This is a genomic window from Enterobacter cloacae complex sp. SYL001 (genome assembly GCF_049237025.1).
In the GTDB taxonomy this organism is placed as follows: Bacteria; Pseudomonadota; Gammaproteobacteria; order Enterobacterales; family Enterobacteriaceae; genus Enterobacter; species Enterobacter intestinihominis.
The window spans coordinates 1-13,408 of record NZ_JBMKJI010000040.1; the positions used below are offsets into that span (position 1 = coordinate 1).

At 52.3% G+C, this 13,408-nt stretch carries 10 protein-coding genes and 1 pseudogene; 9 read left to right on the plus strand and 2 right to left on the minus strand.

The window, feature by feature from the left end; genetic code table 11:
• From tuf to rpoC, 9 genes and pseudogenes are all read left to right on the plus strand, one after another.
• A pseudogene (tuf, locus tag ACOTZP_RS22635) lies at positions 1-183 on the plus strand (elongation factor Tu); the annotation flags it as partial.
• A gap of 227 nt (positions 184-410) precedes the next feature.
• Positions 411-794 carry a preprotein translocase subunit SecE gene (secE, locus tag ACOTZP_RS22640; RefSeq protein WP_003862342.1) on the plus strand — a complete coding sequence of 128 codons (384 nt, stop codon included), beginning with the start codon at positions 411-413 and terminating at the stop codon, positions 792-794.
• A gap of 1 nt (position 795) precedes the next feature.
• Complete coding sequence (nusG, locus tag ACOTZP_RS22645) at positions 796-1,341, plus strand: transcription termination/antitermination protein NusG (RefSeq protein WP_003862341.1); 546 nt, start codon at positions 796-798, stop codon at positions 1,339-1,341.
• A gap of 156 nt (positions 1,342-1,497) precedes the next feature.
• Positions 1,498-1,926: a 50S ribosomal protein L11 gene (gene rplK / locus ACOTZP_RS22650; protein WP_003862340.1), complete on the plus strand. Its 429-nt coding sequence runs from the start codon at positions 1,498-1,500 to the stop codon at positions 1,924-1,926.
• A 3-nt stretch (positions 1,927-1,929) separates the two neighbouring features.
• A complete protein-coding gene (gene rplA, locus ACOTZP_RS22655) occupies positions 1,930-2,634 on the plus strand; it encodes a 50S ribosomal protein L1 (protein WP_006810530.1) in 705 nt (234 codons plus the stop codon).
• 289 nt (positions 2,635-2,923) lie between these two features.
• The gene (gene rplJ / locus ACOTZP_RS22660) at positions 2,924-3,421 is read left to right on the plus strand and encodes a 50S ribosomal protein L10 (protein ID WP_003862338.1); all 498 of its coding nucleotides are present in this window, start codon (positions 2,924-2,926) and stop codon (positions 3,419-3,421) included.
• A gap of 66 nt (positions 3,422-3,487) precedes the next feature.
• Complete coding sequence (gene rplL, locus ACOTZP_RS22665) at positions 3,488-3,853, plus strand: 50S ribosomal protein L7/L12 (RefSeq protein WP_002445276.1); 366 nt, start codon at positions 3,488-3,490, stop codon at positions 3,851-3,853.
• Positions 3,854-4,172: 319 nt separating this feature from the next.
• Positions 4,173-8,201 (plus strand): DNA-directed RNA polymerase subunit beta, encoded by a 4,029-nt coding sequence (rpoB, locus tag ACOTZP_RS22670; RefSeq protein ID WP_023299068.1) that lies wholly within the window; start codon positions 4,173-4,175, stop codon positions 8,199-8,201.
• A 76-nt stretch (positions 8,202-8,277) separates the two neighbouring features.
• Positions 8,278-12,501, plus strand: coding sequence for a DNA-directed RNA polymerase subunit beta' (gene rpoC / locus ACOTZP_RS22675; RefSeq protein ID WP_023299069.1), 4,224 nt, complete (start codon positions 8,278-8,280; stop codon positions 12,499-12,501).
• 115 nt (positions 12,502-12,616) lie between these two features.
• Here the strand turns inward: rpoC and ACOTZP_RS22680 are convergent, their stop codons facing one another.
• On the minus strand, positions 12,617-12,934 hold the full coding sequence (locus tag ACOTZP_RS22680; protein ID WP_271074443.1) for a PTS lactose/cellobiose transporter subunit IIA: 318 nt from the start codon (positions 12,932-12,934) through the stop codon (positions 12,617-12,619).
• The gene (locus ACOTZP_RS22685) at positions 12,934-13,242 is read right to left on the minus strand and encodes a PTS sugar transporter subunit IIB (RefSeq protein WP_010425948.1); all 309 of its coding nucleotides are present in this window, start codon (positions 13,240-13,242) and stop codon (positions 12,934-12,936) included. The genes ACOTZP_RS22680 and ACOTZP_RS22685 overlap by 1 nt, the downstream gene beginning before the upstream one ends.
• Positions 13,243-13,408 lie beyond the last annotated feature (166 nt).

Sequence of the window (13,408 nt, forward strand, 5' to 3'; positions counted from 1 at the left end):
ACAACTGACGTGACCGGTACCATCGAACTGCCAGAAGGCGTAGAGATGGTAATGCCAGGCGACAACATCAAGATGGTTGTGACTCTGATCCACCCAATCGCGATGGACGACGGTCTGCGTTTCGCAATCCGTGAAGGCGGCCGTACCGTTGGCGCGGGCGTTGTTGCTAAAGTTCTCGGCTAATCGCTGATAACATTTGACGCAATGCGCAATAAAAGGGCATCATTTGATGCCCTTTTTGCACGCTTTCACATCAGAACCTGGCTCATCAGTGATTAATTTTGTCATAATCATTGCTGAGACAGGCTCTGCGGAGAGCGTATAATACGAAAAGCGAATAGCATTTCGATTGGTTTGCCTCGCACTCGCGGGGTGAAAATGTTTGTAGAATACTTCTGACAGGTTGGTTTATGAGTGCGAATACCGAAGCTCAAGGGAGCGGGCGCGGCCTGGAAGCGATGAAATGGGTAGTTGTAGCCGTGCTGCTGATTGTGGCGATTGTCGGCAACTATCTTTATCGTGACATGATGCTGCCGCTACGCGCGCTTGCAGTGGTAATTCTGATTGCTGCGGCGGGTGGTGTCGCGCTGTTGACGACGAAAGGCAAAGCGACCGTTGCGTTTGCCCGCGAAGCGCGTACCGAAGTCCGCAAGGTCATTTGGCCGACTCGCCAGGAAACATTGCACACCACGCTGATTGTAGCGGCGGTAACCGCTGTAATGTCACTGATCCTGTGGGGACTGGATGGTATTCTGGTTCGCCTGGTATCCTTTATCACTGGCCTGAGGTTCTGAGATGTCTGAAGCCCCTAAAAAGCGCTGGTACGTCGTTCAGGCGTTTTCCGGTTTTGAAGGCCGCGTAGCTACGTCGCTGCGTGAGCATATCAAATTACACAATATGGAAGAGTTATTTGGCGAAGTTATGGTTCCGACCGAAGAAGTGGTTGAGATCCGTGGCGGCCAACGTCGCAAAAGCGAGCGTAAATTCTTCCCGGGTTACGTGCTGGTTCAGATGGTGATGAACGACGCGAGCTGGCACCTAGTGCGCAGCGTACCACGCGTGATGGGCTTTATCGGCGGCACGTCTGACCGTCCGGCGCCAATCAGCGACAAAGAAGTTGATGCGATTATGAACCGCCTCCAGCAGGTGGGTGATAAACCGCGTCCGAAAACGCTGTTTGAACCGGGTGAGATGGTTCGTGTTAACGACGGTCCGTTTGCTGACTTTAATGGCGTCGTCGAAGAAGTGGACTACGAGAAGTCCCGCCTGAAAGTTTCCGTTTCTATCTTTGGTCGTGCGACCCCGGTAGAGCTGGACTTTGCTCAGGTAGAAAAAGCCTAAGCAGCGATCAAAAAAGCGACGATTTAATCGTTGCACAGGGCGCGAGATTGGAATACAATTTCGCGCCTTTTGTTTTTATGGGTTCCGACCCGTAAAACGAATTTTATTCACGGGGAGCCTCTCCGAGGCGTTATTACCCAATCAGAGGATTTTAGAATGGCTAAGAAAGTACAAGCCTACGTCAAGCTGCAGGTTGCAGCAGGTATGGCGAACCCAAGTCCACCAGTTGGTCCAGCTCTGGGTCAGCAGGGTGTGAACATCATGGAATTCTGTAAAGCGTTCAACGCCAAAACTGAATCCATGGAAAAAGGTCTGCCAATCCCAGTTGTAATCACTGTTTACGCTGACCGTTCTTTCACTTTCGTTACCAAAACCCCTCCAGCAGCAGTTCTGCTGAAGAAAGCAGCGGGCATCAAGTCTGGTTCCGGTAAGCCGAACAAAGACAAAGTGGGTAAAATTTCCCGCGCTCAGCTGCAGGAAATCGCGCAGACCAAAGCTGCCGACATGACTGGTTCCGACATTGAAGCGATGACTCGCTCCATTGAAGGTACTGCACGTTCCATGGGCCTGGTAGTGGAGGACTAAGAAATGGCTAAACTGACCAAGCGCATGTCCGTGATCCGTGACAAAGTTGATGCGACCAAACAGTACGACATCAACGAAGCTATCGCTCTGCTGAAAGAACTGGCAACTGCTAAGTTCGTTGAAAGCGTTGACGTTGCCGTTAACCTGGGCATCGACGCTCGTAAATCCGATCAGAACGTTCGTGGCGCAACTGTACTGCCACACGGTACTGGCCGTTCCGTACGCGTAGCTGTATTTGCTCAGGGTGCAAACGCTGAAGCGGCTAAAGCTGCCGGCGCTGAACTGGTAGGTATGGAAGATCTGGCTGATCAGATCAAGAAAGGCGAAATGAACTTTGACGTTGTTATTGCTTCTCCAGATGCAATGCGCGTTGTTGGCCAGCTGGGCCAGGTTCTGGGTCCACGCGGCCTGATGCCAAACCCGAAAGTGGGTACTGTAACTCCTAACGTTGCTGAAGCGGTTAAGAACGCTAAAGCAGGTCAGGTTCGTTACCGTAACGACAAAAACGGCATCATCCACACCACCATCGGTAAAGTGGACTTTGACGCTGACAAACTGAAAGAAAACCTGGAAGCTCTGCTGGTTGCGCTGAAAAAAGCTAAACCAACTCAGGCGAAAGGCGTGTACATCAAGAAAGTTAGCATCTCCACCACCATGGGTGCAGGTGTTGCAGTTGACCAGGCTGGCCTGAGCGCTGCTGCAAACTAATGCCTTTACGTGGGCGGTGATTTTGTCTACAATCTTACCCCCACGTTTGCTAACAAAAGTTAGCGGCTAAAAGAATTGTTCGTTGGAGCCTGGCCTATCCAGGCCTCCGTCGAAGACCGCAGGTGTTTCGCAAGAAACTTAATCCCCTGCGTAGACGGTGACAGAACGCTAAGATTATTTTAAATACTCTGGCTTGTTTCTGCTCACCGTATTAAGACGCTCTTCCCGTTGGGTCGAGTGAAGTGAGTTCCGGAACATGAGTTCCGGCAAACATCCAGGAGCAAAGCTAATGGCTTTAAATCTTCAAGACAAACAAGCGATTGTTGCTGAAGTCAGCGAAGTAGCCAAAGGCGCGCTGTCTGCAGTAGTTGCGGATTCCCGTGGCGTTACTGTAGACAAAATGACTGAACTGCGTAAAGCAGGTCGTGAAGCTGGCGTATACATGCGTGTTGTTCGTAACACCCTGCTGCGTCGCGTAGTTGAAGGTACTCAGTTCGAGTGCCTGAAAGACACGTTTGTTGGTCCGACCCTGATTGCATACTCTATGGAACACCCGGGCGCTGCTGCTCGTCTGTTCAAAGAGTTCGCGAAAGCGAATGCAAAATTTGAGGTCAAAGCTGCAGCCTTTGAAGGTGAGTTGATCCCGGCATCGCAAATCGATCGCCTGGCCACCCTGCCGACCTACGAAGAAGCAATTGCACGCCTGATGGCAACCATGAAAGAAGCTGCGGCTGGCAAACTGGTTCGCACTCTGGCTGCTGTACGCGATGCGAAAGAAGCTGCTTAATCGCAGTTATCTTTATAAAGCATTTGCTTACGTATAAACTTATTCTGATTTTCAGGAACAATTTAAATGTCTATCACTAAAGATCAAATCATTGAAGCAGTAGCAGCTATGTCCGTAATGGACGTTGTAGAGCTGGTTTCTGCAATGGAAGAAAAATTCGGTGTTTCTGCTGCTGCTGCTGTAGCTGTAGCTGCGGGCCCGGCTGAAGCTGCTGAAGAAAAAACTGAATTCGACGTAATTCTGAAAGCTGCTGGCGCGAACAAAGTTGCTGTAATCAAAGCAGTACGTGGCGCAACTGGCCTGGGTCTGAAAGAAGCTAAAGACCTGGTAGAATCTGCTCCAGCTGCGCTGAAAGAAGGCGTGAGCAAAGACGACGCAGAAGCACTGAAAAAATCTCTGGAAGAAGCTGGCGCTGAAGTTGAAGTTAAATAAGCCAACTTTTCTGGTTGCAGCCTAAGTAATTAGGCTGATGGCTGGTGACTTTTTAGTCACCAGCCTTTTTGCGCTGTAAGGCATCAGCAGCATTTCACACTGTTTGACTGCTGGTTGTCCTGACAATGCTTGTTTCTATCGACGACTTAATATACTGCGACAGGGTGCTCGCTCTGTGTAAATCGCAATGAAATGGTTTAAGCGTGATAGCAACAGGTATTGCGGAAAGTATTCAATTTTCCGGTCCACAAAATGGTGTTGCACAAACTGTCCCTTCGTCGGACAGATGGGTCGACTTGTCAGCGAGCTGAGGAACCCTATGGTTTACTCCTATACCGAGAAAAAACGTATTCGTAAGGATTTTGGTAAACGTCCACAAGTTCTGGACATTCCATATCTCCTTTCTATCCAGCTTGACTCGTTCCAGAAGTTTATCGAGCAAGATCCTGAAGGGCAGTACGGCCTGGAAGCAGCCTTCCGTTCCGTGTTCCCGATTCAGAGCTACAGCGGTAATTCCGAGCTGCAGTACGTCAGCTACCGCCTTGGCGAACCGGTGTTTGACGTTCAGGAATGTCAGATCCGTGGCGTGACCTATTCCGCACCGCTGCGCGTAAAACTGCGTCTGGTGATCTACGAGCGCGAAGCGCCGGAAGGCACCGTAAAAGACATTAAAGAACAAGAAGTCTACATGGGTGAAATTCCACTCATGACGGACAACGGTACTTTCGTTATCAACGGTACTGAGCGTGTTATCGTTTCCCAGCTGCACCGTAGCCCGGGCGTCTTCTTCGACAGCGATAAAGGTAAAACGCACTCTTCCGGTAAAGTACTGTATAACGCACGCATCATTCCTTACCGTGGTTCATGGCTGGACTTCGAATTCGATCCAAAAGACAACCTGTTTGTCCGTATCGACCGTCGTCGTAAGCTGCCTGCAACCATCATTCTGCGTGCACTGAACTATACCACTGAGCAGATCCTGGACCTGTTCTTTGAGAAAGTGATCTTTGAAATCCGCGACAACAAGTTGCAGATGGAGTTGGTGCCGGAACGTCTGCGTGGTGAGACCGCGTCGTTCGACATCGAAGCCGACGGCAAAGTGTATGTGGAAAAAGGTCGCCGTATCACCGCGCGCCACATCCGCCAGCTGGAAAAAGATGATATCAAACACATCGAAGTTCCGGTTGAATACATTGCAGGAAAAGTAGCCGCGAAAGATTACGTTGATGAATCAACTGGCGAGCTGATCTGCCCGGCGAACATGGAGCTGAGCCTGGATCTGCTGGCTAAGCTGAGCCAGTCTGGCCACAAACGTATCGAAACGCTGTTCACCAACGATCTGGACCACGGTCCGTACATCTCTGAGACTGTACGCGTCGACCCAACCAACGATCGTCTGAGCGCGCTGGTTGAAATCTACCGCATGATGCGTCCTGGTGAGCCACCAACTCGCGAAGCGGCTGAAAGCCTGTTCGAGAACCTGTTCTTCTCCGAAGACCGCTACGATCTGTCCGCGGTAGGTCGTATGAAGTTCAACCGTTCTCTGCTGCGCGACGAAATCGAAGGTTCCGGTATCCTGAGCAAAGACGACATCATTGAAGTGATGAAGAAGCTCATCGATATCCGTAACGGTAAAGGCGAAGTGGACGATATCGACCACCTCGGCAACCGTCGTATCCGTTCCGTAGGCGAAATGGCGGAAAACCAGTTCCGCGTTGGCCTGGTTCGTGTAGAGCGTGCGGTGAAAGAGCGTCTGTCTCTGGGCGATCTGGATACCCTGATGCCTCAGGATATGATCAACGCCAAGCCGATTTCTGCGGCAGTGAAAGAGTTCTTCGGTTCCAGCCAGCTGTCTCAGTTCATGGACCAGAACAACCCGCTGTCTGAGATCACGCACAAACGTCGTATCTCTGCACTCGGCCCAGGCGGTCTGACCCGTGAACGTGCAGGCTTTGAAGTTCGAGACGTACACCCGACTCACTACGGTCGCGTATGTCCAATCGAAACGCCTGAAGGTCCAAACATCGGTCTGATCAACTCCCTGTCCGTGTACGCACAGACAAACGAATACGGTTTCCTTGAGACCCCGTATCGTAAAGTGACCGACGGTGTGGTTACCGACGAAATTCATTACCTGTCTGCTATCGAAGAAGGCAACTACGTTATCGCTCAGGCGAACTCCAACCTGGATGACGAAGGCCACTTTGTAGAAGATCTGGTTACCTGCCGTAGCAAAGGCGAATCCAGCCTGTTCAGCCGCGACCAGGTTGACTACATGGACGTATCCACCCAACAGGTGGTATCCGTCGGTGCGTCCCTGATCCCGTTCCTGGAACACGATGACGCCAACCGTGCATTGATGGGTGCGAACATGCAACGTCAGGCCGTTCCAACTCTGCGTGCTGATAAGCCGCTGGTTGGTACCGGTATGGAACGTGCTGTTGCCGTTGACTCCGGTGTTACAGCAGTTGCTAAGCGTGGCGGTACCGTTCAGTACGTTGACGCATCTCGTATCGTTATCAAAGTTAACGAAGACGAGATGTACCCGGGCGAAGCGGGTATCGACATCTACAACCTGACCAAATACACCCGTTCTAACCAGAACACCTGTATCAACCAGATGCCTTGCGTATCTCTGGGTGAGCCAGTTGAGCGCGGCGACGTGCTGGCAGACGGTCCGTCCACCGACCTCGGTGAACTGGCGCTCGGTCAGAACATGCGCGTAGCGTTCATGCCGTGGAACGGTTACAACTTCGAAGACTCCATCCTCGTCTCCGAGCGTGTGGTTCAGGAAGATCGTTTCACCACCATCCACATTCAGGAACTGGCCTGTGTGTCCCGTGACACCAAGCTGGGGCCAGAAGAGATCACTGCCGACATCCCTAACGTGGGTGAAGCTGCGCTCTCCAAACTGGATGAATCCGGTATTGTTTACATCGGTGCGGAAGTGACCGGCGGCGACATTCTGGTTGGTAAGGTTACACCGAAAGGCGAAACCCAGCTGACGCCAGAAGAGAAACTGCTGCGTGCTATCTTCGGTGAGAAAGCGTCTGACGTTAAAGACTCTTCTCTGCGCGTACCAAACGGTGTTTCCGGTACGGTTATCGACGTTCAGGTCTTCACTCGTGACGGCGTTGAGAAAGATAAGCGTGCGCTGGAAATCGAAGAGATGCAGCTCAAACAGGCTAAGAAAGACCTGTCTGAAGAACTGCAAATCCTCGAAGCGGGTCTGTTCAGCCGTATCTATGCGGTGCTGGTTGCCGGTGGCGTTGAAGCTGAGAAGCTCGACAAACTGCCACGCGATCGCTGGCTGGAGCTGGGCCTGACCGACGAAGAGAAACAGAATCAGCTGGAGCAGCTGGCTGAGCAGTATGACGAACTGAAACACGAGTTCGAGAAAAAACTCGAAGCGAAACGCCGCAAAATCACTCAGGGCGACGATCTGGCACCAGGCGTGCTGAAGATTGTTAAGGTGTATCTGGCTGTTAAACGTCAGATCCAACCTGGTGACAAGATGGCAGGTCGTCACGGTAACAAGGGTGTTATCTCTAAGATCAACCCGATCGAAGATATGCCGCACGATGCTAACGGTACGCCGGTAGATATCGTACTGAACCCACTGGGTGTACCGTCTCGTATGAACATCGGTCAGATCCTGGAAACCCACCTGGGTATGGCTGCGAAAGGTATCGGCGACAAGATTAACGCCATGCTGAAGCAGCAGGAAGAAGTCGCGAAACTGCGCGAGTTCATCCAGCGTGCCTACGATCTGGGTACCGACGTGCGTCAGAAAGTCGACCTGAACACCTTCAGCGATGATGAAGTTCTGCGTCTGGCGGAAAACCTGCGTAAGGGTATGCCAATTGCAACGCCGGTATTCGACGGTGCAAAAGAAGCTGAAATTAAAGAGCTGCTGCAACTGGGTGGTCTGCCAACGTCTGGTCAGATTACGCTGTTTGACGGCCGTACCGGTGAACAGTTCGAGCGTCCGGTAACCGTAGGTTACATGTACATGCTGAAACTGAACCACCTGGTCGACGACAAGATGCACGCTCGTTCTACCGGTTCTTACAGCCTGGTTACTCAGCAGCCGCTGGGTGGTAAGGCTCAGTTCGGTGGTCAGCGCTTCGGGGAGATGGAAGTGTGGGCGCTGGAAGCATACGGCGCAGCATACACCCTGCAGGAAATGCTCACCGTTAAGTCTGATGACGTGAATGGTCGTACTAAGATGTATAAGAACATCGTAGACGGCAACCATCAGATGGAACCGGGCATGCCAGAATCCTTCAACGTACTGTTGAAAGAGATTCGTTCGCTGGGTATCAACATCGAACTGGAAGACGAGTAATTCTCGCTCAAACAGGTCACTGGTGTCGGGTTAACCCCCGACACCAGATTGTGCTAACTCCGACGGGAGCAAATCCGTGAAAGATTTATTAAAGTTTCTGAAAGCGCAGACTAAAACCGAAGAGTTTGATGCGATCAAAATTGCTCTGGCTTCGCCAGACATGATCCGTTCATGGTCTTTTGGTGAAGTTAAAAAGCCGGAAACCATCAACTACCGTACGTTCAAACCTGAGCGTGACGGCCTTTTCTGTGCGCGTATTTTCGGGCCAGTAAAAGACTACGAGTGCCTGTGCGGTAAGTACAAGCGCCTGAAACACCGTGGTGTGATCTGTGAGAAGTGCGGCGTTGAAGTGACCCAGACCAAAGTACGCCGTGAGCGTATGGGCCACATTGAGCTGGCGTCTCCAACTGCTCACATCTGGTTCCTGAAATCTCTGCCGTCCCGTATCGGCCTGCTGCTGGATATGCCGCTGCGCGATATCGAACGTGTTCTGTACTTCGAATCTTATGTTGTGATCGAAGGCGGGATGACGAATCTGGAACGTAACCAGATCCTGACCGAAGAACAGTATCTGGACGCGCTGGAAGAGTTCGGTGACGAATTCGACGCGAAGATGGGTGCGGAAGCTATCCAGGCCCTGCTGAAGAGTATGGATCTGGAGCAAGAGTGTGAAACTCTGCGCGAAGAGCTGAACGAAACCAACTCCGAAACCAAGCGTAAAAAGCTGACCAAGCGTATCAAACTGCTGGAAGCGTTCGTTCAGTCTGGTAACAAACCAGAGTGGATGATCCTGACCGTTCTGCCGGTTCTGCCGCCAGATCTGCGTCCGCTGGTTCCGCTGGATGGTGGTCGTTTCGCAACGTCGGATCTGAACGATCTGTACCGTCGCGTGATCAACCGTAACAACCGTCTGAAACGTCTGCTGGATCTGGCTGCGCCGGACATCATCGTACGCAACGAAAAACGTATGCTGCAGGAAGCGGTAGATGCCCTGCTGGATAACGGTCGTCGCGGTCGTGCGATCACCGGTTCTAACAAACGTCCTCTGAAATCTTTGGCCGACATGATCAAAGGTAAGCAGGGTCGTTTCCGTCAGAACCTGCTCGGTAAGCGTGTTGACTACTCCGGTCGTTCTGTAATCACCGTAGGTCCATACCTGCGTCTGCATCAGTGCGGTCTGCCGAAGAAAATGGCTCTGGAGCTGTTCAAACCGTTCATCTACGGCAAGCTGGAACTGCGTGGCCTGGCCACCACCATCAAAGCCGCTAAGAAAATGGTTGAGCGTGAAGAAGCTGTCGTTTGGGATATCCTGGACGAAGTAATCCGCGAACACCCGGTACTGCTGAACCGTGCACCAACTCTGCACCGTTTGGGTATCCAGGCATTTGAGCCAGTCCTGATCGAAGGTAAAGCGATCCAGCTGCACCCGCTGGTTTGTGCGGCCTATAACGCCGACTTCGATGGTGACCAGATGGCTGTTCACGTACCGCTGACGCTGGAAGCCCAGCTCGAAGCGCGTGCGCTGATGATGTCTACCAACAACATCCTGTCTCCAGCGAACGGTGAACCTATCATCGTTCCTTCTCAGGACGTTGTATTGGGTCTGTACTATATGACCCGTGACTGTGTTAACGCCAAAGGCGAAGGCATGGTGCTGACTGGCCCGAAAGAAGCTGAGCGTATTTATCGCGCTGGCCTGGCCTCTCTGCATGCGCGCGTTAAAGTGCGTATCACCGAATACGAAAAAGATGAAAACGGCGAATTCGTGGCGATTACCAGCCTGAAAGACACGACCGTTGGCCGTGCGATTCTGTGGATGATCGTACCGAAAGGTCTGCCTTTCTCCATCGTCAACCAGGCGCTGGGCAAGAAAGCGATCTCCAAAATGCTGAACACCTGTTACCGCATTCTGGGCCTGAAGCCGACCGTTATCTTCGCTGACCAGACAATGTACACCGGCTTTGCTTATGCAGCGCGTTCAGGTGCATCTGTTGGTATCGATGACATGGTCATCCCAGAGAAGAAACACGAGATCATCTCTGAAGCGGAAGCTGAAGTTGCTGAGATCCAGGAGCAGTTCCAGTCTGGTCTGGTAACCGCAGGCGAACGTTACAACAAAGTTATCGATATCTGGGCTGCGGCGAACGATCGTGTATCCAAAGCGATGATGGATAACCTGCAAACCGAAACCGTGATTAACCGTGACGGCGTAGAAGAGCAGCAGGTCTCCTTCAACAGCATCTACATGATGGCCGACTCCGGTGCGCGTGGTTCTGCGGCACAGATTCGTCAGCTGGCAGGTATGCGTGGTCTGATGGCGAAGCCAGATGGCTCCATCATCGAAACGCCAATCACCGCGAACTTCCGTGAAGGTCTGAACGTACTCCAGTACTTCATCTCCACGCACGGTGCGCGTAAAGGTCTGGCGGATACCGCATTGAAAACGGCGAACTCCGGTTATCTGACGCGTCGTCTGGTTGACGTTGCGCAGGATCTGGTCGTCACCGAAGACGATTGTGGCACCCTCGAAGGTATCACCATGACCCCGGTTATCGAGGGTGGTGATGTTAAAGAGCCGCTGCGCGATCGCGTACTGGGTCGTGTGACCGCGGAAGACATCCTGAAGCCGGGCACCGCAGACATTCTGGTTCCACGCAACACTCTGCTGCACGAACAGTGGTGTGACCTGCTGGAAGCGAACTCTGTTGACTCTGTGAAAGTGCGTTCCGTTGTATCCTGTGACACCGACTTTGGTGTGTGTGCGCACTGCTACGGTCGTGACCTGGCGCGTGGCCACATCATCAACAAAGGTGAGGCTATCGGCGTTATCGCAGCACAGTCCATCGGTGAGCCGGGTACACAGCTGACGATGCGTACGTTCCACATCGGTGGTGCGGCATCTCGTGCGGCTGCTGAATCCAGCATCCAGGTGAAAAACAAAGGTAGCATCAAGCTCAGCAACGCGAAGTCTGTTGTTAACTCCGCAGGCAAGCTGGTTGTGACTTCTCGTAACACCGAGCTGAAGCTGATCGACGAATTCGGTCGTACCAAAGAGAGCTATAAAGTGCCTTACGGTGCGGTTATGGCGAAAGGTGATGGCGAGCAGGTTGCCGGCGGCGAAACCGTAGCAAACTGGGATCCACACACCATGCCGGTTATCACCGAAGTAAGTGGTTTCATCCGCTTCACTGACATGATCGACGGCCAGACCATTACTCGTCAGACCGACGAGCTGACCGGTCTGTCTTCTCTGGTGGTTCTGGATTCTGCTGAACGTACTACCGGTGGTAAAGATCTGCGTCCTGCACTGAAAATCGTTGATGCTCAGGGTAACGACGTTCTGATCCCTGGCACCGATATGCCTGCGCAGTACTTCCTGCCGGGTAAAGCGATTGTACAGCTGGAAGATGGCGTACAGATCAGCTCTGGTGACACCCTGGCGCGTATTCCTCAGGAATCCGGCGGTACCAAGGACATCACCGGTGGTCTGCCACGCGTTGCGGACCTGTTCGAAGCACGTCGTCCGAAAGAGCCTGCTATCCTGGCCGAAATCAGCGGTATCATCTCCTTCGGTAAAGAGACCAAAGGTAAGCGCCGTCTGGTTATCACGCCAGTAGATGGCAGCGAGCCGTACGAAGAGATGATTCCTAAGTGGCGTCAGCTCAACGTGTTCGAAGGTGAACGCGTGGAACGTGGTGACGTGGTCTCCGATGGTCCAGAAGCGCCGCACGACATCCTGCGTCTGCGTGGTGTGCATGCTGTTACTCGTTACATTGTTAACGAAGTACAGGACGTATACCGTCTGCAGGGCGTTAAGATTAACGATAAGCACATCGAAGTTATCGTTCGTCAGATGCTGCGTAAAGCAACCATCGAAAACGCGGGCAGCTCCGACTTCCTGGAAGGCGAGCAGGTTGAATACTCACGCGTTAAGATCGCTAACCGCGATCTGGAAGCGAACGGCAAAATCGGTGCGACCTTTGCACGCGATCTGCTGGGTATCACCAAAGCGTCTCTGGCAACCGAGTCCTTCATCTCTGCTGCATCGTTCCAGGAAACCACTCGTGTCCTGACCGAAGCAGCTGTTGCAGGTAAACGTGATGAACTGCGCGGTCTGAAAGAGAACGTTATCGTGGGTCGTCTGATCCCGGCCGGTACCGGTTATGCGTACCACCAGGATCGTATGCGTCGTCGTGCAGCGGGTGAACTGCCAGCTGCACCGCAGGTGACTGCCGAAGATGCATCCGCGAGCCTTGCAGAACTGCTGAACGCAGGTCTGGGCGGTTCCGACAACGAGTAATCGTTGATGCCCGGTAGGTAAAATTACCGGGCATATGAATCACAGGTCGGGTAAGCGCAGCGCCACCCGACAATAAAAAACCCGCCTCGGCGGGTTTTTTTACGTCTGTATGTCTTCAATTCACTAACGGGATGCGTCGATAAAGCTCAATCATATCGCCCGCCAGATCCTGAATGACCATCGCGTTCATCAGGTGATCCTGAGAGTGAACGGTGATCAGGTTAACCGGAAGTTTCCCGGTCCCTTCGTCAAGACCGATGAGCTGCGTCTGGATCGTATGCGCATGTTTCACATATTCACGCGACTCTTCCATCGCTTTCTCGGCTTCGTCAAAGTCACCTTTTCGCGCCATCTGCAACGCTGTCAGGGCCGCACTGCGCGCCGCACCTGCATTGACCAGTATCTCCATGATTGTGGTTTCTAAGTCTTCCATTATGACTCCAGCAGCTTGAGCGCTTTTTCCAGTACGGCATCACCTTTCATCATGCCGTAATCCATCATGTCGATAACCGCGACCTTTTTTCCAAGCGGATCGGCCTGCGCCTGGAGTTTTGCCTGTTCGTATTTAACCTGTGGCCCCAGTAATACGATATCAGCCGTCGCGATGTTATCTTTAAACTCCGCGACCGGAACGGCTTTAATGGTTACTTCGACTCCTTTTTTCTGCGCGGCATCTTTCATACGTTGAACCAGCATGCTGGTTGACATTCCCGCTGCACAGCATAAAACGATGTTCTTCATAGTCAGCCTCGATCTACATGTGTTTATTGATAATTATCCCGCGCAGACCGCTTCAACAACCGCTTTACCGCGATTGTGTGTCAGGCATCACAAAGAAATCGGCATTTTTCTGAAACCGGTTACAATTTTATACATGAAAGCATTCTGCCCGTCTTAACGGGCGGAA

Excerpts from the sequence above, each read along its gene's own strand:
- secE (WP_003862342.1), top strand. The coding sequence starts at position 411 with ATGAGTGCGAATACCGAAGCTCAAGGGAGCGGGCGCGGCCTGGAAGCG.
- nusG (WP_003862341.1), top strand. The coding sequence starts at position 796 with ATGTCTGAAGCCCCTAAAAAGCGCTGGTACGTCGTTCAGGCGTTTTCC.
- rplK (WP_003862340.1), top strand. The coding sequence starts at position 1,498 with ATGGCTAAGAAAGTACAAGCCTACGTCAAGCTGCAGGTTGCAGCAGGT.
- rplA (WP_006810530.1), top strand. The coding sequence starts at position 1,930 with ATGGCTAAACTGACCAAGCGCATGTCCGTGATCCGTGACAAAGTTGAT.
- rplJ (WP_003862338.1), top strand. The coding sequence starts at position 2,924 with ATGGCTTTAAATCTTCAAGACAAACAAGCGATTGTTGCTGAAGTCAGC.
- rplL (WP_002445276.1), top strand. The coding sequence starts at position 3,488 with ATGTCTATCACTAAAGATCAAATCATTGAAGCAGTAGCAGCTATGTCC.
- rpoB (WP_023299068.1), top strand. The coding sequence starts at position 4,173 with ATGGTTTACTCCTATACCGAGAAAAAACGTATTCGTAAGGATTTTGGT.
- ACOTZP_RS22680 (WP_271074443.1), bottom strand. The coding sequence starts at position 12,934 with ATGGAAGACTTAGAAACCACAATCATGGAGATACTGGTCAATGCAGGT.
- ACOTZP_RS22685 (WP_010425948.1), bottom strand. The coding sequence starts at position 13,242 with ATGAAGAACATCGTTTTATGCTGTGCAGCGGGAATGTCAACCAGCATG.